We start from the raw sequence: 23,509 nt of genomic DNA on the forward strand, positions 1-23,509 counted from the left end.
TTAGTGCCTTCGTGGCAAAACCATATGGAACAGAAAAAAGAAAATAACGCACAGCACTTTCTTGATTTAATTCAGAAATCACGGAAAGGAAAGTTTAAAGTCTACATTGGGATGAGTGCCGGTGTAGGCAAAACTTATCGTATGCTTCAGGAAGCGCATTCGTTGTTGAAGAATGGAATTGATGTAAAAATTGGTTACATCGAAACGCATATGCGAAAGGAAACGCATGAACTTTTAGCTGGTTTGCCTGTGATTCCACGGCGAACCATTTTCTATAAAGGGAAACAGCTGGAAGAACTCGATGTACAGGCGATTATCAACCTAAGACCTGAAGTTGTGATTGTTGATGAATTAGCACACACCAACGTTGAAGGAAGCAAAAACGAAAAACGCTGGCAAGATGTTTTAGAAATTTTAGAAGCGGGAATCAATGTGATTTCGGCAGTGAATATTCAGCATATTGAGAGTCTGAATGAAGATGTAAAACGCATTACCAATATTGATGTTCAGGAGCGAATTCCGGACAATGTTTTGCGTCTGGCTGATGAAGTGGTTAATATCGATTTGACATCGGAAGATTTGATTGCGCGTTTGAAAGAAGGAAAAATTTATACGCCGGATAAAATTCAAACTGCTTTGACGAACTTCTTTAAATCGGAACAAATTCTGCAATTGCGTGAATTAGCTTTAAAGGAAGTGGCGAGTCAGGTGGTTCGAAAAGTCGAAAACGAAGTGCCTCAACTACATGCTTTACGCCACGAGAAACTTTTGGCCTGCATTAGCAGTAATGATAAAACGGCTAAAATTGTGATTAGAAAAGCGGCGCGATTGGCGAGTTATTATAATGGAAGCTGGTATGTTTTGTATGTAGAAACACCAAAAGAAAGCAGTACCAAAATTGCATTAGACAAACAAAGACATTTAATTAATAACTTTAAACTGGCCGTACAATTAGGTGCAGAAGTTATCAAATTAGAAAATAAAAATATTGCCGATGCGATTTTGATTGCGGTTGAAGAAAAACAAATTACAACTGTCTGCATTGGGAAACCGCATTTGAATTTATTTAAAGTAATTTTGTCTACAACGATTTTCAGGCGTTTATTAAATCGCCTGTCATTATCGAATGTGGACCTTGTTATTTTATCGTAGTAAAATTATTTAAACCATATAAGTCATATAAGTTCATTTTAATTAGGACGTTGAATTTTAACCGCAAAGAGCGCTAAGTTTTTACGCAAAGTTCGCTGATTTTTTTTGCTCGCAAAGTCGCAAGGACGCAAAGCTTTTTTAATCTAATCTTTGCGCTCTTTGCGTTAAAAAAAGCAATTCTAATATTTTCTTATATCACTTATATGGTGAAAAAAAAATTAAATGTTTTAAACAAACATCATGAGAATTAAAACCAAATTGAATCTGGGCGTTGGATTGTTATTTTTGATGATCATCATACTTTCGTTAGTGAGTGGCTATTCTGTTTTTTTGATAAAGGCAGACACGGAGAATATTCTGAAAGCGAATTATAACACGCTGGAATATTCGCGAAATATGATTTTGTCTTTGGATGAAATTAAAGAAAGTCCTGATAGTAAAATTCATGTTTTCAAGGAATATCTTGAGAAACAAACGCAAAATGTAACCGAACCCGGTGAAAAAGAAGCGACGGCTAAACTTGAAAATGATTTTTCGTTTTTAGAAAAAAATAGCACCGATGAAAAAATAAAAGCGCAAATCAGACAAGACATTTTTGCCATTATGAAACTGAATCTGGATGCTATAAAACAGAAAAGTGACATTGCCAAACATACTGCTGAAAATGCTAATTTATGGATCGCTATTGTGGGAAGTTTATGCTTTTTGATTGCTTTTAACTTATTGGTTAATCTACCGAATAATATTGCAAACCCTATTAAGGAACTAACGCAAAGTATCAGGGAAATTGCCAATAAAAACTATTCGGAGCGTGTGCATTTTACCAGCCACAGTGAATATGGTGATTTGGCAAAATCATTCAATACGATGGCGCAGAAACTTCAGGAATACAACGACAGTAATTTATATAAATTATTCTTTGAGAAAAAGCGACTCGAAACGCTTATCAATAATATGAACGATCCTATTATTGGTTTGGATAATGAAGGTATTGTTTTATTTATGAATGATGAAGCACTGAAGATTATCGGAATGAAATTAGAAGATGTTATCGGAAAATCGGCTTATAATTTGGCTTTGTCGAATGATTTAATTCGGTCTTTGATTGTAAAAGAAGAAACTGATTCTCCTAAAAAACAACCACTTAAAATTTATGCACACGGAAAGGAAAGTTATTTCGAAAAAGAAATTCTAAATATTACTATAATTCCAACGGGAGAAGAAAAAGAAATTAATATTGGTGATGTTATTATTCTGCGAAATATTACGCTTTTTAAAGAACTTGATTTTGCTAAAACCAATTTTATTGCCACCGTTTCACACGAATTAAAAACCCCAATTGCGTCTATAAAACTAAGTCTTCAATTACTTGAAAACACAAAAACCGGCGACATGAACGACGATCAGAAACAATTGGTCGAAAGTATTAAAGATGACAGTCAGCGTTTACTAAAAATCACAGGCGAACTGCTGAATTTGTCACAATTGGAAACCGGAAATATTCAGTTGAATATCGAAAAAAGCAATCCACACGAAATTGTAAATTATGCTGTGGAAGCCGTAAAAGTTCAGGCCGATCAAAAGCAAATTAAATTAATAATTAATGCTGATGAAAACCTCGAAGACGTAAAAGCCGATAGCGAAAAAACAGGCTGGGTTTTGATTAATTATTTGTCGAATGCCATTCGATATTCTTCAGAAAAGAGTACGATTGTCATTCAATTAAAAAAAGAAAACAATCAAATCGTATTTCAGGTTATCGACACCGGAAAAGGAATTGACGCCAGATATAAAGACAAAGTTTTCGATAAATATTTCCAGGTTCCCGGCAGCCAAAAATCAGGAACCGGATTAGGTTTGGCAATCAGCAAAGAATTTATTGAAGCGCAAAATGGAAATGTTGGCGTAGAAAGTAATTTAGGATTGGGAAGTACATTCTGGTTTTCATTAAAAGTTTAAAAAGAGCCATAGGCTCAAATTATATTGTAGGGCTGGACTTCAGTCCAGTTGAGACAAAGTATGGAATATTTGGGATGAAAATTTTCAAAAAAAGCTCCAGCGGAGCGTAATATTTATAAATAATTAATGATTTCCCTATACAAAGCTCCAGCGGAGCGACATTCATCGTGATAATAAACATGTCACCCCGATGGAGTTTATTAAAATGTGATAATAATTTTCTATAAACATATCGTCCCGCTGGGACTCACTTTATATTGCAATTGAAATTTGAAATTGAAAAATTACGTATTCGAAGTATTATTCTTAATCTCCATCACTTCCCTTTTAACTTCCAAAAGCAAATCTTTCATACTTTGCGATTCTGTCTGTTCATGACGTCTATCGCTTCGCCCTATGTTGCATTCGTATTCCCAGATTTCTAAAATATCTGAGGCTTTCACTTCATAATTCGGATAAAAACGATTGTCTGATTCCAGAACCAAAGCATTCTTTTTGTTCTTATTGAGACGTTTATAGACCATACCTTCATTTTTGGTAATCAGGATATAAGTTTTACCATCCATAACCTCGCCCAGCCTTTCGACATAACGCCCAATAATAATCGAACCGTCTTCGTGAGGTGGCATTGAATCACCTTCTACAGGAAAACCTCTGTGTTTGCCTGGCCCTAAAAATGGAAGCGAAACCTGCTGTAAACTTTCAATATATTCGGGATCGGCATAGCCGTTTAAGTAGCCTGCTTTTGCTTTTTGGCTTACAATTTCGATGAAATTTTCTCCGAATTTATCAACTTGTATGGGCAAAATGAGTCGGTTTCCTTCTAATTTTATCAAATTTTCCACATCTATTTTGCGGATATCGACAGACAGTATCAAATCAATACTCATATGAAAATATAAAGCGATCTGCTTTAAAATATCATACGGCGCTTCTGAAGTTCCATCTTCGTACTTAACGTATCTTCCTCGTGTTATTTTAAGGTTTCCAGCTAATTTCTCTTGTGATATTTTATGCTTAACCCTTAGTGCTCTAATGTTATCTGAAAATAAGGACATAATTAATTTGTTATAATTTGGAACACCAAATATACAAAAAATTGTTATTATCTGTATTAATTTTGTTGTACAAAAACAAAGGAAATGGCAAGGGCAATTGTACACATGGATTTGGATACCTTTTTTGTATCCTGCGAAAGGCTAACAAACTCAGAATTAAGAGGCAAACCTCTAATTATTGGTGGTGGTGATCGCGGTGTTGTGGCCTCTTGTTCGTATGAAGCACGTTACTTTGGAGTGCGTTCAGCTATGCCTATTCATATGGCGATGAAACTTTGTCCGCAAGCCAAAGTTATAAAAGGCGATATGGAATTATATTCGAAATTATCGCATGATGTTACGCAGGTCATTCAAGAAAAAGCACCGATTATGGAAAAAGCCAGCATCGATGAATTTTATCTTGATATTACCGGAATGGATAAATTTCACGGAAGTTATAAATGGACGAATGAACTCGCACAATCTGTTATTAAAGAAACCGGATTACCAATTAGTTTTTCATTATCCATCAATAAAACCGTTTCTAAAATTGCTACCGGCGAAGGCAAACCCGTTGGAAATTTACAAATTCCGGAAAACGAGGTACAAGGTTTTTTGAATCCGTTATCGATTCAAAAAATTCCTATGGTTGGAGCGGTCACTTTTCAGCTTTTATCCCGAATTGGCGTCCGTAAAATTCAAACCTTATCTGAAATGCCGCCTGAAGTTTTACAGCAGATGATTGGCAAAAACGGTTTGGATATTTGGAAAAAAGCCAACGGAATCGATAATACACCTGTTGAACCTTATACCGAAAGAAAATCAATTTCGACTGAACATACTTTTTCTCAGGATACTATTGATATTGCAAAACTCAAAAGAGTGCTTATCGGAATGGTCGAAAAACTGGCTTTCCAATTGCGGTCTGAGCAATGGCTGACCTCAACTATTACGGTTAAAATACGCTACGCCAATTTTGATACCGAAACCAAACAATGCAAAATCGCCTACACTTCAGCAGATCATATTCTGACCAAAAATGTAATGGAACTTTTCGAAAAAGTCTACCAACGCCGAATGCGATTGCGCCTGATTGGTATTCGCTTTAGCGGATTGGTTCGCGGTACCTATCAAATTGATCTTTTTGAAGATACTGAAGAAATGTTATCGCTTTATGAAGCTATGGATAAAATGAAAAGCCGTTATGGTTTTGATGCCGTAATGCGCTGTGCCGGAGCCATTTTTAAACCTAATAATAAAGATGAAATTTTAAAACGTAAAAAATAATCATGTACCTCAACTGTCATTCATACCATTCATTACGCTACGGCACCATTCCGCTTACGGAATTGGTTAAAGATGCTGTTTTGCATGGCGTAAAAGCTATGGCATTGACTGATATTAATACCGTTACCGGAATTTATGATTTTATAAGAGAATGCTATAAAGTCGAAATCAAACCTCTGGTTGGAATGGAATTTCGCTGTAATCATCAATTTAGATATATTGGTTTGGCAAAAAATGCTGAAGGTTTAGGGGAAATGAATCGGTTTTTAACGGATCACAATTTTAGCGGAGAAGCTTTGCCTTTAATTGCTCCTCAATTTGAATCGGTTTTTGTGATTTATACTTTAGAAAATGCTCCGAAAACGCTTCGTGAAAATGAATTTATCGGTATTCGGACAGATGAAGTTTCAAAGCTTTTTACATCGGAACATAAAAATCAAATTTCTAAAATGGTTGTGCTTCAACCGGTAACTTTTAGAAATAAAAAAGAATTCAACCTGCATAAAATTCTGCGTGCGATTGATACCAATATTATTTTATCAAAATTGACAGAAGCTGATTATTGCAGAACTTCTGAAAAAATGTTGCCTCTGGAATCGCTTTTGCCTTTCTATGAAAAATACCCTGAAATTATTGCCAACACACAGAAAATTATTGATTCCTGTTATTTTCAGTTTGATTTTTCAATTAAAAGAAATAAAAAATTCTTTACCGGAAGTCGTGAGAGTGATCTCGAAAAATTAACAGAATTGGCCGAAAAAGGTTTTGAATGGCGTTATGGAAAAGAAAACAAAATTGCTCGAAAACGTGTAGAAAAAGAATTAAAAGTTATTGACGAATTACAATTCAGCGGTTATTTTTTAATCACTTGGGATATTGTCCGATACAGCAACAGTCAGGGATTTATGCACATTGGGCGGGGAAGCGGAGCCAACAGCATTATTGCTTATTGTCTCGGAATTACCGATATATGTCCAATCGAACTCGATCTGTATTTTGAACGTTTTTTAAATTTAAATAGAAAAAGCCCACCCGATTTTGACATTGACTGGAGCTGGAAAGAACGCAATACCATTTTAGAATATATTTTCGAAACTTATGGTCGTGAGCACGTTGCTTTTTGTGGAACCAATGTCGAATTCAAATACCGTTCTATTTTTAGAGAAGTCGGAAAAGTTTTTGGCCTTCCGAAAGAAGAATTGGATATGCTGGCCAAAAATCCGATGGAATTACACCAGACTAATTCTATTGTAAAATTGGTTCAGGAATATGGCATGATGATGGGTAAATACCCTAATCAACGAAGTATGCACGCTTGTGGGATTATCATTTCTGAAGATCCCATTACGAATTACACACCACTTGAAATGCCCCCAAAAGGTTTTCCAATCGTGCTTTTTGACATGCATATTGCCGAAGAAATTGGTTTTGATAAATTTGATATTCTGAGTCAGCGTGGAATTGGGCATATCGATGACAGCGTAAAACTGATCGAAAAAAATAGAGGAATTAAAGTAGACATTCGCAATACTTCTATTTCTAAAGATGAAGCAGTATGCAATGTTCATTTGGCACAAGGCAAAACGATTGGCTGTTTTTATATTGAAAGCCCGGCGATGCGCGGTTTATTACGCCGATTGAATTGTGATAATTATAAAGTTTTAGTGGCAGCGTCTTCAATCATTCGGCCTGGAGTTGCTCAATCCGGCATGATGAAAGAATACATTTTCCGTCATAATTATCCGGACCAATTCGAGTATTTTCATGAGGTTTTCAAAGAACATCTTGGCGAAACGTATGGCATTATGGTCTATCAGGAAGATGTCATTAAAATCGCCCAACATTACGGAGGTGTTCCTGCTGCTGATGGTGATATCTTGCGCCGTGCCATGTCAGGAAAAGGGCGTTCTCTAGAAGCTTTACAAAAAGTAAAAGATAATTTCTTTGCGTCTTGTGCCAGAAAAGGACATCCTGAAGCACTAAGTCAGGAAATTTATCGTCAGATTGAATCGTTTGCCGGATTTTCGTTTTGTAAAGCCCACTCGGCTTCTTATGCGGTGGAAAGTTATCAGAGTTTGTATCTCAAAATTAATTATCCTGTAGAATTTATGGTCGCGGTCATTAACAATCAGGGCGGATTTTATCGTACTGAGGTTTATGTACACGAAGCGCGAATGTCTGGCGGAATAATTCTCAATCCGTGTGTGAATAAAAGCGAATATCAAACTACGGTTTATGGAAATGATATTTATTTAGGGTTTATGCATTTGCAGGGTTTAGAATCGAAAACCGCGAATTTGATTGAATCAGATCGGGAGAAAAATGGCGACTTTCTTTCTTTGGAAGATTTCATCAACCGAATTCCGATTGGGATTGAAAGCATTAAAATTTTAATTTTTATTGATGCTTTTCGATTTACAGGAAAAACTAAAAATCAGCTCTTAGTGATTGCAAGTTTGCTTTTAAACAACTTCAAACCTGAAAACAGAAGTTTGATGTTGTTGCAGGAACCGGTAAAGGAATACAAACTTCCAACGCTGGAACGTTCTTTATTTGAAGATGCTTTTGATGAAATTGAGTTGTTGAGTTTTCCTGTCTCCTGTACTGTTTTTGACTTGCTTCAGACTAAATTCCGTGGTACTATTATGGCTAAAGATTTAGTAATCCATCATAAAAAACAAGTTCGGATGCTGGCGTATTTAATCTCCAGAAAACAAGTTCCGACCAAAAAAGGAAATATGTATTTCGGCACCTGGATCGATCACGAAGGTACTTATTTTGATACTGCACATTTTCCGGATTGTCTGGCCCAATATCCTTTTCAGGGAGGTGGATGTTATTTGCTTTTGGGAAATGTAGAAGTTGATTATCATTTTCCGACAATCACCATTATCAAAATGGCGAAAATGCCTTTTATTCCGGATCCGCGGTATATGGATGCCAAAGATCAGTTTAAAACACAGCGTCAAATTAAGGAAGATGTGAGTTCAACGCATCGAGAACCTTATCCGCAGGGACATGAAATCAATTTACCAAGACACCGAATGAAATTTCAAAAATAACCAACGATGATTTTACAAGAACAAAAAGAGGTTTTGCGTTATAGTAAAGAGATGAAAAAGCAGGAATATGCCATAGTAGATATCGAAACCACGGGTGGAAACGCCAGTGGCAGCCGCATTACTGAAATTGCAATCATTATTCATGATGGCGAAAATGTAATCGACCGCTTCGAAACGCTTGTTAATCCTGAAAAAGAAATTCCGCTTTCTATTTTTGGTTTAACCGGTATTAATAATGCAATGGTCGCCAATGCACCAATCTTCGATGCTATTTCAGAGAAAGTATTGGAAATGCTGACCGACCGTATTTTTGTTGCTCATAATGTCAACTTCGACTATTCTTTTGTACGTCATCAATTGGAACAGGCTGGATTTAAATGGACTGCAAGAAAACTGTGTACTGTTCGCGCAGCACGAAAAATCAAACCTGGGCTGTCATCCTACAGTTTGGGAAAACTTTGCTATTCGCTTGACATTCCTTTAGAAAATCAACACCGGGCTGGCGGAGATGCAGATGCGACCGCAATATTATTTTCCCGATTACTCGAATGGGACGCTGAAGGCGAGATCGCAAAAATGGTCAAGATGACTTCTCAAGATCAGCGTTTACCTCCCAATTTACCTCCTGAAGATTTTAATAATTTACCCGAAAAACCAGGTGTGTATTATTTTTATAATCAGCAGAAAAAGGTAATATATGTTGGAAAAGCCATCAACTTAAAAAAACGGGTAGCTTCTCATTTTAGCGGTCATAAAATCAATCCGCAAAGACAGCATTTTTTAAGAGATATTCACGGAATTTCCTTTGAAGTCTGTGCGAACGAATTAATGGCGCTTTTATTAGAATGCACCGAAATTAAACAGCTTTGGCCAACATACAACAGAGCATTAAAGCGTTTTGAAGCTAAATTCGGTATTTATCAATATGAAGCAAGAAACGGATATAAATATCTGGCCGTTGGAAAACTAACCAAATTTCAGACTTGTATTCATGAATTTAATAGTTTGTATAACGCTATAGATTTGCTGAGAAGTCTGGCGGAGCAGTTTGAAATTGATCAAAGATTCTGCAAATATTCCAGACCCGAAGAAGGAGAGTTTTTTCAAAATAATGAAGTGAAAAGTCTGCCGGATGTTTTGCTTCACAACGAGCAAGTCGACAATGCCATTGATTTTCTATTAAGCAACAGGCCCACTTTTGCCATTATAGATAAAGGAAGATCAAAAGAAGAACGCAGTTGTATCTGGGTTGAAAATGGTCATTTTTATGGTATGGGTTACATTCCATCAGATGTGGCGATTACTGATCCATCAGAAGTAAAAAATTATGTCACGCAGTACAAAAGCAATCAATACATGGTACAGTTAATTTTCGCTTACGCAGAAAAATATCCAGGTAAAGTCTTCTTTAACAAGCAGTTTCTGAAATAAGAATTTATAATCAATTTAATTAAATGCTTAATAATCAGTAAATTTAATATCCAACTAATTAAAGATACCATGAAAATAGCAACATATAATGTAAACGGAGTCAACGGAAGACTAAATGTATTACTGCGCTGGCTTGAAGAAGCTGCACCTGATATTGTTTGTCTGCAGGAATTGAAAGCGCCACAGGATAATTTTCCGCTAAAAGCGATTAATGACGCAGGCTACAACGCTATTTGGCACGGACAAAAACAATGGAATGGTGTTGCTATTCTGGCCCGAAATATGGAAATTGAAGAAGTAACGCGCATTCTTCCCGGCGATGAAGAAGATGTTCAGAGCCGCTATATTGAAGCTTTGATAAACGGAATCGTGATCGCCTGTCTTTATTTACCCAACGGAAACCCCGCGCCGGGACCTAAGTTAGAATATAAGTTAAAATGGTTTGATCGCCTGGCGGAACGTGCAGAAACACTATTGAGTTTAAATACTCCTGTAATATTAGTTGGAGATTTTAATGTCATGCCAACAGAATTAGATGTTTATAAACCTGAAAAATGGGTTAAAGATGCTCTTTTCTTACCTGAAGTTCGAAAAGCTTTTGCAGCTATTCTTTCACAAGGATGGACAGATGCAATTAGAAAATTATATCCTGATGAGAAAATTTACACCTTTTGGGATTATTTTAGAAATGCTTATGAGAGAGATGCAGGTTTGAGAATTGATCATTTTTTGCTGAGTTCAGAGATAGCAACGAAATTACGCTCCGGCGGAGTTGATCGTCATGTTCGAGGCTGGGAAAAGACGAGCGATCATGCACCTGTATGGATTGAAATTGACAAAAAATAAATGGAAAATGACATTATTTAACGACACCGAATTATTTGCAACTGGTTTGGCAGGAAAAAAAGTGTTTGATATTCCTGATTCTGAATTGATTTTGATTGATAATTTCTTCACAAAAGAAGAATCTGATCGTTTTTATGAAAGATTGCTTCGCAAGACCAAATGGAGAGAATATGAAATGGAAATTTACGATAAAGTTTATACCGTTCCCCGAATGATTTCCTGGTATGAAGACAAAGATAATCCCGGAGCAGACCCGAACGGGCCTGACTGGAATTACGAATTGCTTACGATTAGAGGCCGTGTAGAAAAAGAAACACAACTTGATTTTAATAGTGTGCTCCTTAATTTATACCGAGATGGAAATGACGGAGTAGGCTGGCACAGTGACAAAGAGCACAACACGGGGCCAAACCCTGTTATTGCTTCGGTGACTTTTGGAGAAACCAGAATGTTCAGACTTCGTCACAAATTCAGCAAAGAGATTCCGCAGGTTGAAATTCCGTTGCACCATGGTTCTTTTTTGCTGATGTCTGGCACAACAAATAGTTTTTGGCAGCATCAGGTTCCTAAAACGGCGCGCGATGTTTTGCCCAGAATTAATTTAACTTTTAGGCAAACACATCGAAGTTTATGATTTATAAAGGTCTGAAAATGACGTTATTTTCTATTTCATAACCATAAGGAAAATTCTTCCACAAAAAGTTAAATTACTCATTGCGTGAACCTTTTATTAGGCAGACCTTATCTTTTTTAGTATTTTTGCAACCCTTTTTTAATATTTAATACCATAATGGCTTACTCAAACAATGATTTATCGCGTTTTTTAGATGCGCAAAACAAACTTTATCTTACTGCTCTTTCTGAAATCAAAAAAGGAAAAAAAGAAACACACTGGATGTGGTTCATTTTTCCTCAGATTAAAGGATTAGGTAGCAGTGATACAGCGAATCTTTATGCTATTAATGATCTAAAAGAAGCAACTGAATTTTTAGCACATCCTATTTTAGGGAAACATCTTATTGAAATTTCTGAACTGTTTTTGACTTTCAAAAGAAAATCAGCTGATGGGATTTTAGGAGATTTAGACGCTCGTAAATTGCGTTCTTCAATGACACTTTTTTCTTTAGCAGAAAATACAAATCCTGTATTTCAGGAAATATTAGATGCCTTTTTCTCTGGAGAAACTGATCCTCTTACTTTGAATATTATTAATTCAACTATAAAATCTTCTGTAGAAACTGAAATGGTGTAGTAGCCAAATTGTTTCCTGGATTATTTAAATCAAATGACACTGTTAGAAATAAGCAGTGTCTTTTTTTGTTACTCTATTTTTGCCACGAAGACGCAAAGACACAAAGTTTATTTCCTTGGCGACTTTGCGTCTTTGCGAGATTATTTTCTCACGCAGATTGAGCAGATTTTATAAAAAAAGCGCCTTGTTACTAACAAGACGCTTTCTATATTTATTTTCAAAGTTGATTTAACTTGAAACTTTTCAAACTTGAAACCTGAAACAACTTAGTTTTCCTTTGGTTTGGTCAAGTAATAAACTGGTATTCCTGTTAGCATAATTAACACTCCCCAACCACAGGTTGAGAATTTAGTTAATAACAACGAAATACAAATTGCTGTAGCTGTAATGATATACAACATTGGCAAAAATGGATATCCAAAAGCTTTATAGGGTCTTTCGGCATCTGGCATTTTTTTACGTAAGATGAATATTCCGTAAATTGTCAGAATGTAAAAAATCAATACAATGATGATTACGAAGTCTAATAAATCTCCGTATTTTCCAGTCAAACATAAAGCCGAAGCCCAAATACATTGTGCCCATAAAGCCCATTCAGGAACACTAGATTCATTTAATACAGCCGCTTTCTTAAAGAACAAACCATCTTTTGCCATTGTATAATATACTCTGGCTCCTGCCATAATTAATCCGTTGTTGCAGGCAAAAGTCGAAATCATGATCATAACCGCTATAATCAGTGTTCCGATATTTCCAAAAATATATTGCGAAGCTACAACCGCTACTCTATCTGATTTTGCCGTTGCAATTTCGTCAAGCGGAATTACAGCCAAATACATCAAATTAGTCAAAACATAAATTATCGTTACAATAAAAGTTCCTAAAAACAAACTGAAACCAACATTACGTTTTGGATTTTTAATCTCTCCCGCAATAAAAGTGACTCCGTTCCAGGCATCACTTGAAAATAAGGATCCCACCATCGCAGCAGAAATTCCGGTGATCAAAGCTGTTCCGCTTATTGGTAACCATGACCCACTTTCAGCATTATATGAACGTGTTGTCCAAGCATCCGCCCAATTGGCATCCCATATTGAAGCTTTTGCAGCAAGCGTTAATCCGAAGACAATTAAACCCAGTAATGATAAAATTTTGATAATCGTTAAAACGGTTTGCAGAATTTTTCCGTTTTTTACCCCACGACTGTTAATGTAAGTCAATAAAATAATAGTAAAAATGGATACTAATTGCGCTGCATTGAGTTTGAAAGAACCTAATTCAAATAATATATTTTCGTCGCTTAACGGTTCATAAAGATAGGCGGCAAATTTTGAGAAAGCCACTCCAACGGCAGCTATTGTTCCGGTTTGAATTACGGCAAAAAAGCTCCAGCCGTACAAAAAGGCAATCAGTTTATTGTAAGCTTCTTTTAGGTAAACGTATTGTCCCCCTGCTTTTGGAAACATGGCACTTAACTCGCCGTAACTTACGGCAGCAATAATGGTAATTAATCCAGAGATTAGCCAAATTAGTGTCAGCCATCCTGCTGATCCTACTTGTCTGGCGATATCGGCGCTTACAATAAAAATCCCGGAGCCAATCATAGATCCCACGACAAGCATGGTTCCGTCTAGTAATCCGAGTTCTCTTTTAAAATGTTCTTGGTCTTGTTCGTTTTCTTGCATTTTTTTGGTTTTGGGTTGGTTAAAGATATACTTTTTTTGGAAATCTTGTAATTTCAAATTCCAAATTTTGAAAATTCCAAATTCCAGTTAAAAATAAGAGCCTTTAATATAATAATTTGGGCATGTCCCTCCGGGTCGTCCCGATAGCTATCGGGATTCGGCTATATTCCCGATTAACAAAAACTACGGCTAAAAAGCCTTGTTTTTCAAAATCGGGAGATAACGCATGCGGGGCTCAGTTTCATAAGAAGATATTATTTAAAAATTCAAAAAGGATATTTCATACTTTAGTTGGAATAATTCGAAAATAAAATCAAATTATGGAAGAAATAATCAATAAAATTGCTCAAGATAAATTAGATTTTAAAATCGGTGTTCAACAATTATTACCATATAATCTTGATGAACTTTTTGTGACTCTGGCATGAAATTTATTAAAAAAAAGAAACGGTCTCAAGACCTCAACTCATTTATTTCCAAAATAGTAGAGCTAGAAACGCAACCAATTCAAAAAAAATTCATCTTATAATAAAGCAAAGATTATGAGAAAGTTTATTACCATCTTAATTACTGCAATTACTTTTATTTCCTGTGGTGCCGAAAGTGAAAATAAAGCTCAAAATTCCGATTTTGTTGGGAAATGGAAATGGACCGGAACTCATGGAGGTTTTGCCGATCATTTACACGAAACGCCAGCCTCGACCGAAACTACTCTTCAATTGAATTTAATGAAAAATTACACTTTTACTATACTTAAAGATGCGAAAGAAGTGATGATTGGAAAATATGAACTTACCATGATAAAATCAATTTATACCGGAGAGATGGAAAAATATATAACATGTGCTATGAGTAATAACCCCGACGGCAGATATTTTGTAACAAATGGTATCATTAAAATTTATGACGAAAATAAACTTTCGATTGATGATAATAACTACGATGGTATCGGTAGCGAATTCGAAAGAATAGAATAAAAACAAAACCTAGCTAACTTAAGAAACTGCAGTTTAGAAAATTGCAGTTTTTTTATGCTTAAAAATTACTTAGCAATGGGTTAAACGAACTTGAAGTACAATTTTTTAACAGTTTACGTCTTTCCGTAACATTATACAATTTCAACTATTTATATTTGAAATCAAAACTATAAAACTTAACCAACCAAAACTAACCACTTTATGGAAACCACCAATTTAGAATCGCCGGATGTGGCAAATCATCATTATAATTATGTTACAAATTTACTTTTAAACGAAAATAAATCAGCTTATGAAGCTAAAAAGCAACTTGTCGCACAAGGACTAAGCGATGAGATTGCTGAATTGATAGTAGAACACGTCGAAATTGAAATACAAGAAGCAAAACACGAAAAAGCCAGAAAAGATATGATTTACGGTGCATTGTGGTTTTGTGGTGGCATCATTTTAACCATGGCTGACATTGGCTTTATTTTTTGGGGAGCCATTTTATTCGGTGGAATTCAATTTTTTAAAGGAGTGATTAATTCCAATTCGTAGAAAAGGCGAGACCTGGAGAATTTAATCAAAACAAAACATTTAGAAAAATAGGCAATAAACATAAAACCTAATAATTATGATAGTTTGGTCAGGCAGAGGATTCCTCTCTCTTTTAATTTTATTTATTACCATTTTTCTCTTCATCCCAATTTTACCTGAAAACTATATAACCCAAAGTTTTGTTATTCCACTTTATATTGCAGCGGTTTTTAGTTTCTTTTTTGGAATTAAATGGAATAAAACCTTAAGAGTTTTTATTGATAAAGAAACCGGGAAGGAAATCAATTTCAAAAGTAATCATGGCTTGTTTTGGATTAATATGGAATACTGGGGAATTATATTTTCTGTACTAGCCCTACTAATGCTGACTCAAAGTTTAGACAAACAAGGAACTGAATTTTATCTTAACCTCTTTTTGATTATAATTGGGATTGCTTTTCTAGTATATTTTACTACTACCCTTTTTAAAATCAAAAACTCAAAAATTTCGAGTTTTCAATTTCAAAAAACGACAACAGAAGCTGAGCCGAAACCAAGTTTTGTAAAACAAGAAATTAGTACGAACAAATTCGAAAACGAAGATCCTACTCAGTATCTACCAAAATAATCAAGCTATATTATAGTTAAACAACGTTACTTTTCTGCTTCCCATAATAACCAAAAATAAAGTGGATTAATTGTGAACCTTTCCTAGTTCATCAATAACAAAATATAGGATCTTTCCGCACCTTAATTTGTGCCTGAAATCTTATATTTAGGTACAAAAAACTATCTCTTCATCTCCATAGCAATTAGGTCTTTGTTTCACATTCATCGGCTTTCAATCACAAGAAATACTTAAACAAAACAAGACCTTTTAGGATGTCTCATTTTAACTAAACAAGATTTACACAAACTTCAAGGGAATTTATTTTTGAGTTCAGAGGATTAAAAACTAAATTAAAATATCGACCAAATACCTTATTATCAGTTAATTGAAACATTAATAATAAGTCATAAAAGAAAATTCTCACTATTTTAATCTATATCATTTTTTTTTACTAAATTTGAAAGAGATGTTAAAAGTCTTCAAAACTCAGATATTTCATTAACAATTGTTTATTTTTTTTTCAAAAGAAATCATCTAACCCCAAACGATTATTTCAACGTAAAAAAAAATAAGATGTTCATAAAGGCTCCAGGAAATCAAATTATTAACCAACAAATACAAAACTATGCTTAAGTTCCCTTTTTTTAAGAAATTACGCTTTGCGAATGTTTTCATTCTGTTACTGATTGTATTTGCGTCCTGTGCTCTATTAATATGTATCAATTACTTCACTATCAAAACCCTGTCCGCAAACAGAGCCTACATAAATGGCGAATCACACTATTCCAAGGGACAAAAAGATGCTTCGCGTCATCTGATTACCTATCTGTACACCAAAGATCAAAATCAATGGAAATTATACCTAGAAGAGTTAAAAGTTCCACAAGGTGATGGACTTGCAAGAATTACACTTTTAAAAGCAGGTGATAATGAAGTAGCTCGACAAGCCTTACTTACAGGGCGAAATAAAGAAGAAGATCTAGATGATGTCATATGGCTATTCGACAACTTTAAGAATGTTTCATTCCTTGCAAAAGCAATAAAAGAATGGGAACAAGGTGATAAACTGATTTCAGAATTATTTATTATTGGCCAGCAAATTAACGCCAAAATAGAGAGAAACATGTTAACCCTTGCTGATCAACAAAAATATCTTCAGATAATTAGTAGTATTAGCGACAAACTTACCATTAACGAACGTAACTTCTCTAACACCTTAGGAGAAGGAACTCGAAAAATAAAAAGTTTACTTATAATAACAAACATTTTTTTTATCCTAATGATTGTCTGTAGCGTTTGCTTGTATTACTCTATAATGGTAAAACGTCTTATCGTTTCTAAAAAAGAAATCGAAGTTAAAAATCAAAACTTAATGATTGTTAATCATGAACTTGATCGATTTGTTTACAGCGCATCGCATGACCTTCGCTCCCCTATTACATCATTAAAAGGACTTATAGAAATAACACAATTGGAAGATGATCCAAATCAAATTAAAAAATACCTAAATTTAATGGATCAAAGTCTTGCCAAGCAAGATCGCTTTATTAATGATATTATTGATTATTCTAAAAATAAACGATACGAAGTCGTTATGGAACCTGTAAGCCTAATGGAGATATTTGACGAGTCAATTTCTCAGCTGATGCATATAGAAAATGCCAACCGAATTAAGTTTACTAAAGAATTGCTAATAGATAAAATCCAAAGTGATAATTTACGTTTAAAAATCATCATTTCTAATTTAATCTCAAATGCCATTAAATACGCAGACAGTAATAAGCAAGAAATGAATGTCTCCATTAAAACCTATTTCATAGATGGTTTTCATAAAATTGAAGTAGCTGACAACGGAATTGGAATTAATGATGAGTACAAAGACAATATTTTCAAAATGTACTTTGGCACCAATAAAAACAAAGGATCCGGTTTAGGCCTTTATATAGTCAAAGAGGCGGTAGAAAATATCAAAGGAAATATTTCAGTAAGCTCACAAAGCAATATTGGAAGTAAATTCATAGTAACAATTCCATACGCCTATGCCAGTTAAAAATGTATTTTTATTAATTGAAGACAATCTTATAGATCAGCTTGTCATTAAACAATTACTAAAGAAGGTACTTTGTATAGAAGAGGTGCATATAACCAATAATGGCAAAGAAGGTATTGAGTGGCTTCTTGCTAACAAAAAACTTTATCCATCGATTATTATTATTCTCGATGTACAAATGCCTGTTATGAATGGTTTTGAATTTTTGAATGCGTATGCTAAACTAGATAGCGAACTAAAAAAAGACAATCAAATTTATGTACTTTCCTCAACATTAGATCCCGAGGAAATTAAAGAAATCAGCGAAAGTATTTATGTGACTGATTTTTTAGGCAAACCTTTCCCAATTGAAGAATTCAGAAATAAAATTCATCTGAACGCTTAAAACTTTTCTAAAACACGGTTTACCTGCGAAAAAGTCCTTTCGTAATATGGCTCTTTAGTCGAAGAGATTATAACACCTCCATGAGTAGAAGAGTGAACAAATTTAATTTCTCCATCAGCTACCTCAATTACCATCCCGACATGGTTAATTTGTCGCCTTCCGTTAGTTCTAAAGAAGATAAGATCCCCTTTTTGAGCTTCGTCTGAATTAACCTTTACACCAATTCGGGACTGTTCGATAGAACTTCTTGGCAGTTTAATATCAAAATTACTAAAAGTAGAAATCATTAAACCCGAGCAATCAAAACCTGCCTTTGTAGTTCCGCCAGAACGGTATCTAACACCAATATTTTCAATGGCATTTACAACTAGTTGATTAATTAAATCTGAATGATTACTTACTCTTATAATTGTAGAAGAATCCTTTTTAATTTCTGAATTTTCAGCAATTTGCATATTTTGATTCTGAACCGATATAGAATCTTTTAAAGTTGGATTTACTGGCTGCATTAATGCCTGAGCCGCAGCAGCCTTTTCTTTGGAAGTACGAATTTTTAAAACATACCCAACTGGTAATTTACCTTTTATAAATGGATTTTGCTTTTCTAATTCTGCAACTGTCAATCCGTATTTTTTAGCAATTGCATATTTTGTTTCTTTGGGCTGAACTTCAACTACCACCTCAACATCTGTTACAATATTAAGATCGTCAATTGGTTTTTCTGAAACCGCTATTGATTTTGATGGTATATTAATTTGCTGTCCAATTTTCAGTCCTTCCGTTTCTAATGAGGGATTTGCTTTTTTCAAATCATCAACTGAGACATTGTACTTTTTCGATATTCCCCAAAGTGTTTCTTTAGGCTGAATTTCATGTGTACCCGGAGTACTATTTGAAACCGTTTCAGTTGGTTTCATTTCAGAGGCCTGATTGATATTGGGAATTAATAAGATTGAATTTAATTTTAAAACTTTGGGAGCATTTGGGTTTGCCTCTGCAATATCTTTAGCTTTTACTCCGTATTTTTTAGCAATTACAGTAAGATTTTCTCCTTTTGAAATTTTGTGTTTAATATATTTCTCCTGAGAAAAAGCACCAACACTAACAAAAAACAATACAAATATTAATCTAAAAACCATTTCATTCAATTTAATCCTTCGTAATCTTAAGTTCAATCTCTCTATTTCAAACTTAAAAAAACGAATTGTGTTTTGGGGGAAAGCGAATTTAACTTTTTTAAGCACAAAAAGCACATTTTTTAACAACTTATTTTATTGAAATTAACAAACACCCTCTAAAAATTGCTTCTCTTTTTTCAAAAACATGCTTTTTTATACGAAAAATTGTATCTTTATGATCCATAAACAAATCTTAATCCTAACTATTGTGAAAAAATTAATCCTATCACTCGTGTTACTGCCTTTACTTTCAATTGCACAAAATATTAAAGGCACCGTTGTTTCTGAAAAAACAAACCTTCCAGTAGACGATGTAAATGTTTCAACATTCAATTTTACTACGACAACGTTAACAAATGAAAATGGAGAGTTTAACTTCAAATTACCTTCAAATTTTAAAGAAAATGACCTTATAGAGTTTTCTCATATCGGATTTACAACTTTAAAAATTAATCTTGAAGATTTAAAAAAATTAAAATTTAAAGTTTCTCTTCCAGAGAAAATGGAAAATTTATCGGAGTTGACAATTAGTGCTAATTACGGATTAAAATTAAAATCAAAACTTGCTTTTAATACATTGACCCCTTTAAAAAAACCAATTGCCTCTTTTGGATCTTGCATAAAAGATGGCAAAATTTATATTGTAGGAGGTAATGAAAGTTACGAAACTGATGCTCTAGAAGCTATAAAAGCAAAAAACATCAACTCTGACGATCCTCGGTTTTTAGAAAAATACTTTTTTGAAATTGCATATCAAAGTTCATCAATTTCCTATCAACCCGATTTATTAATTTACGATATAGCAAAAGATTCCTGGACAACTTCTGAAATCAAATTCAAAAGAAGAGCTTTTAACAACCTTAATTATTATGACAATAAGCTTTATGTTTTAGGCGGAAAAAGAATTTCTAAGACTGGAAAATATCAGTATCTGGAAAATGAAATTGAAGTATTTGATCTGACTAAACAAAATATCAAAATTGACAAAACCTATCCGCATCAGGCTTCAAATGCAACTTCTTTTTCTTACAATGACAATATTATTGTCTTAGGAGGCTCTATAAAATCAACAGAAAATGGGCAAAAAGAGTTTACAAACAAGGCGCATCTTTACAACATAACGTCTGGTTATTGGTATGAGCTGGCAGATATGCCAATTGCAAAAGAAACCGCGGGGACAATAATTGATAATAAAATTTATTTAATTGGAGGAAACAATGGCAAGGCTTTAGCAAACATCGAAAGCTTTGATTTAACAACTGAAAAATGGGAAACCGAAGGAGAATTGTTTTCTGATTTTGACAACACAGCTGTAACATCCAATAACGGTATCATCTATTTCTTTGGTGACAGAAAAATGTGTGTTTATGACACAAAGTCAAAACTGCTTAAAGAATATTTAATTGAGCTAAGTGTTAAAGCTTCTGCAATGCACTTTTTTGACAATAAATTATATATTGCAGGAGGAAACGCATTTATAAATTACGCGAGTTTATCTACTGCAAATGTATACAGTATAAGTATTGATGAATTTGAAAGTACAAAACCAAATAGAATCAAAGTTTTATCGCAAGGATTAAGTTTAGCTAAAAGTAACTAAGTAATTGACATACTTAAATTCTAACTTCAAATAAATATATTCATTTGAATTAATTATCTGGACTCATAAAAACAAAAACGCTCTGTTTTCACAGAGCGTTTTTAGTATAATTAAATCTTAAAGATTAAGCTTTTCCAGCAGCAATTAAGTTTAATGCAGAACCTGCAACAAACCAGCCAATTTGACCTGCGTTGTAAGTGTGGTTCGCCAGGATAATATCCTTAGTACCATCTGCGTGAAGAAACTCTAATGTTAATGGTTTTCCTGGAGCGAACTCCGTTAAATCAGTAAAATTAATAGTGTCATTCTCCTGAATTTTATCATAATCTGCCTCGTTAGCGAAAGTCAATCCTAAAAGACCTTGTTTTTTAAGGTTAGTTTCGTGGATACGAGCAAAAGATTTCACTAATACTGCTTTAACTCCTAAGAAACGAGGTTCCATAGCAGCATGCTCACGAGAAGAACCTTCTCCATAATTGTGATCTCCCACAACGATAGAAGGAACTCCAGCCGCTTTATAAGCACGAGCTACAGCAGGAACTGCATCATAGTCTCCGGTTAATTGATTTTTAACCGAATTTGTTTTTTGGTTGAATGCATTTACAGCACCAATCAACATATTGTTAGAAATATTATCTAAGTGTCCACGGAAACGCAACCATGGCCCAGCCATAGAAATATGGTCTGTAGTACATTTTCCGAATGCTTTGATTAATAATTTTGCACCAGTAATGTTTTTACCATCCCAAGCGTCAAAAGGAGCTAATAATTGCAAACGGTCCGATGTCGGACTCACAACAACCTGAACTCCTGATCCATCTTCAGCAGGAACCTGAAAACCTGGATCTTTAACATCAAATCCTCTTGGAGGCAATTCATCTCCGGTTGGAGCTTCAAGCCTTACTTCTTCTCCATCTTCGTTGATTAAAGTATCCGTTAACGGATTAAAGCCTAAATCACCAGCAATAGCCATAGCAGTCACCAATTCCGGAGAACCAACAAAAGCTAAAGTATTTGGATTACCATCTGCACGTTTTGAGAAGTTACGGTTAAAAGAGTGAACAATGGTATTTCTTTCTTCTTTCTCTGCCCCAGCTCTGTCCCACATACCAATACATGGTCCGCAGGCATTAGCAAAAACAGTAGCGCCAATTTTCTCAAAAGTATCTATAAATCCATCTCTTTCAATAGTATAACGAACTACTTCAGAGCCTGGAGTAATAGTGAATTGAGATTTAGTTTTTAAATTTTTAGCACTTACTTGTCTTGCCAAAGAAGCTGCACGAGAAATATCTTCGTAAGAAGAGTTTGTACAAGAACCAATTAAGCCAACCTGAATTTGTAATGGCCAGTTATTTTTGATTGCTTCTTCTTTCATTTTAGAAATTGGAGTAGCCAAATCTGGAGTAAATGGTCCGTTTAAGTGTGGTTCTAATTCAGACAGATTGATTTCGATAACCTGATCAAAATATTTTTCAGGATTAGCATAAACTTCAGCATCCCCGGTTAAGTAAGAAGCTATTTTATCTGCAGCATCTGCAACATCAGCTCTGTTTGTAGAACGTAAGTAACGGCTCATAGAATCATCATAACCAAAAGTTGAAGTTGTAGCTCCAATTTCAGCGCCCATGTTACAAATAGTACCTTTTCCTGTACAAGACATAGAAGTTGCACCTTCACCAAAATACTCAACAATAGCACCTGTACCACCTTTTACAGTAAGTATACCGGCAACTTTAAGGATAACATCTTTAGGAGCAGTCCATCCTGATAATTTACCAGTTAATTTTACTCCAATTAATTTCGGGAATTTAAGTTCCCAAGCCATACCAGACATAACGTCTACAGCATCAGCTCCACCAACACCAATTGCTACCATTCCTAAACCACCTGCATTTACAGTATGAGAATCGGTACCAATCATCATTCCACCTGGAAAAGCATAATTTTCAAGTACTACCTGGTGAATAATTCCTGCTCCTGGCTTCCAGAAACCAATTCCGTATTTATTAGAAACTGACGATAAGAAATCGAAAACTTCGTTACTTTGTGTTTTTGCTCTGGCCAAATCGGTTGCAGCATCTACTTTTGCCTGAATCAGGTGATCACAGTGCACTGTTGTAGGAACTGCTACTTTAGGCTTTCCAGCGTGCATAAATTGCAGTAATGCCATTTGAGCAGTTGCATCCTGACATGCTACACGATCTGGTGCAAAATCAACATAATCAACTCCTCTTCCAAACGCCTTCGTCGGATTTCCATCCCAAAGGTGATTGTACAAAATTTTCTCCGTTAAGGTAAGTGGACGACCTACAATCTCGCGTGCTTTGTCAACACGACCAGGCATGTTCTCATACACTTTTTTAATCATTTCAATATCAAAAGCCATAAGTATAATTGTTTTTGTTTTTTTTATTTTGAACATGACAAGATACAAAAAATAGAGTAGCCATAAAAGAAAAAGCCCGAGAATAACTCG

At 34.7% G+C, this 23,509-nt stretch carries 18 protein-coding genes; 14 read left to right on the forward strand and 4 right to left on the reverse strand.

Annotated elements, in window-relative coordinates:
* The first annotated feature begins 24 nt into the window (after positions 1–24).
* Positions 25–1,152, forward strand: a complete 1,128-nt coding sequence (locus tag BUA98_RS18665; RefSeq protein WP_072975045.1) for a histidine kinase — start codon at positions 25–27, stop codon at positions 1,150–1,152.
* 240 nt (positions 1,153–1,392) lie between these two features.
* Complete coding sequence (locus BUA98_RS18670; protein ID WP_072975046.1) at positions 1,393–3,111, forward strand: ATP-binding protein; 1,719 nt, start codon at positions 1,393–1,395, stop codon at positions 3,109–3,111.
* Positions 3,112–3,395: 284 nt separating this feature from the next.
* Here BUA98_RS18670 and BUA98_RS18675 read toward each other — a convergent pair whose 3' ends face one another.
* A complete protein-coding gene (locus tag BUA98_RS18675; protein WP_072975048.1) occupies positions 3,396–4,169 on the reverse strand; it encodes an XRE family transcriptional regulator in 774 nt (257 codons plus the stop codon).
* Between the two features lie 84 nt (positions 4,170–4,253).
* Between BUA98_RS18675 and dinB the strand changes: the two genes are divergently transcribed.
* The 6 genes from dinB (at position 4,254) to BUA98_RS18705 (ending at position 12,026) form a co-directional block, all read left to right on the forward strand.
* Positions 4,254–5,435 carry a DNA polymerase IV gene (dinB, locus tag BUA98_RS18680; RefSeq protein WP_072975050.1) on the forward strand — a complete coding sequence of 394 codons (1,182 nt, stop codon included), beginning with the start codon at positions 4,254–4,256 and terminating at the stop codon, positions 5,433–5,435.
* A gap of 2 nt (positions 5,436–5,437) precedes the next feature.
* Complete coding sequence (locus BUA98_RS18685) at positions 5,438–8,497, forward strand: DNA polymerase III subunit alpha (RefSeq protein ID WP_072975052.1); 3,060 nt, start codon at positions 5,438–5,440, stop codon at positions 8,495–8,497.
* Between the two features lie 51 nt (positions 8,498–8,548).
* Entirely contained in the window at positions 8,549–9,928 is a 1,380-nt protein-coding gene (locus tag BUA98_RS18690) for an exonuclease domain-containing protein (RefSeq protein WP_072975521.1), read from the forward strand.
* Positions 9,929–9,997: 69 nt separating this feature from the next.
* Positions 9,998–10,774, forward strand: coding sequence for an exodeoxyribonuclease III (xth, locus tag BUA98_RS18695; RefSeq protein WP_072975054.1), 777 nt, complete (start codon positions 9,998–10,000; stop codon positions 10,772–10,774).
* A 7-nt stretch (positions 10,775–10,781) separates the two neighbouring features.
* A complete protein-coding gene (locus BUA98_RS18700) occupies positions 10,782–11,408 on the forward strand; it encodes an alpha-ketoglutarate-dependent dioxygenase AlkB family protein (protein ID WP_072975522.1) in 627 nt (208 codons plus the stop codon).
* 156 nt (positions 11,409–11,564) lie between these two features.
* Positions 11,565–12,026, forward strand: a complete 462-nt coding sequence (locus tag BUA98_RS18705) for a DUF1810 domain-containing protein (RefSeq protein ID WP_072975056.1) — start codon at positions 11,565–11,567, stop codon at positions 12,024–12,026.
* A gap of 266 nt (positions 12,027–12,292) precedes the next feature.
* Here BUA98_RS18705 and BUA98_RS18710 read toward each other — a convergent pair whose 3' ends face one another.
* Complete coding sequence (locus BUA98_RS18710) at positions 12,293–13,711, reverse strand: APC family permease (protein WP_072975524.1); 1,419 nt, start codon at positions 13,709–13,711, stop codon at positions 12,293–12,295.
* A 542-nt stretch (positions 13,712–14,253) separates the two neighbouring features.
* Here BUA98_RS18710 and BUA98_RS18715 point away from each other — a divergent pair.
* The 5 genes from BUA98_RS18715 (at position 14,254) to BUA98_RS18735 (ending at position 18,252) form a co-directional block, all read left to right on the forward strand.
* On the forward strand, positions 14,254–14,688 hold the full coding sequence (locus BUA98_RS18715) for a hypothetical protein (RefSeq protein ID WP_072975058.1): 435 nt from the start codon (positions 14,254–14,256) through the stop codon (positions 14,686–14,688).
* Positions 14,689–14,889: 201 nt separating this feature from the next.
* Entirely contained in the window at positions 14,890–15,228 is a 339-nt protein-coding gene (locus tag BUA98_RS18720; protein WP_072975060.1) for a hypothetical protein, read from the forward strand.
* Between the two features lie 76 nt (positions 15,229–15,304).
* Positions 15,305–15,835: a hypothetical protein gene (locus tag BUA98_RS18725; protein ID WP_072975061.1), complete on the forward strand. Its 531-nt coding sequence runs from the start codon at positions 15,305–15,307 to the stop codon at positions 15,833–15,835.
* Between the two features lie 607 nt (positions 15,836–16,442).
* Complete coding sequence (locus tag BUA98_RS18730; protein ID WP_072975063.1) at positions 16,443–17,867, forward strand: sensor histidine kinase; 1,425 nt, start codon at positions 16,443–16,445, stop codon at positions 17,865–17,867.
* Complete coding sequence (locus BUA98_RS18735; protein WP_072975064.1) at positions 17,857–18,252, forward strand: response regulator; 396 nt, start codon at positions 17,857–17,859, stop codon at positions 18,250–18,252. Before BUA98_RS18730 ends, BUA98_RS18735 begins: the two co-directional genes overlap by 11 nt.
* Here the strand turns inward: BUA98_RS18735 and BUA98_RS18740 are convergent.
* Positions 18,249–19,391 (reverse strand): C40 family peptidase, encoded by a 1,143-nt coding sequence (locus tag BUA98_RS18740; protein WP_072975526.1) that lies wholly within the window; start codon positions 19,389–19,391, stop codon positions 18,249–18,251. The two genes, BUA98_RS18735 and BUA98_RS18740, sit on opposite strands and share 4 nt — an antisense overlap.
* 247 nt (positions 19,392–19,638) lie before the next feature.
* Here BUA98_RS18740 and BUA98_RS18745 point away from each other — a divergent pair, with 247 nt between their 5' ends.
* Positions 19,639–21,030 (forward strand): Kelch repeat-containing protein, encoded by a 1,392-nt coding sequence (locus BUA98_RS18745; protein ID WP_072975528.1) that lies wholly within the window; start codon positions 19,639–19,641, stop codon positions 21,028–21,030.
* Between the two features lie 124 nt (positions 21,031–21,154).
* Here BUA98_RS18745 and BUA98_RS18750 read toward each other — a convergent pair whose 3' ends face one another.
* Positions 21,155–23,419, reverse strand: coding sequence for an aconitate hydratase (locus tag BUA98_RS18750; protein ID WP_072975530.1), 2,265 nt, complete (start codon positions 23,417–23,419; stop codon positions 21,155–21,157).
* Positions 23,420–23,509: the final 90 nt, after the last annotated feature.

Source organism: Flavobacterium saccharophilum (assembly GCF_900142735.1).
In the GTDB taxonomy this organism is placed as follows: domain Bacteria; phylum Bacteroidota; class Bacteroidia; order Flavobacteriales; family Flavobacteriaceae; genus Flavobacterium; species Flavobacterium saccharophilum.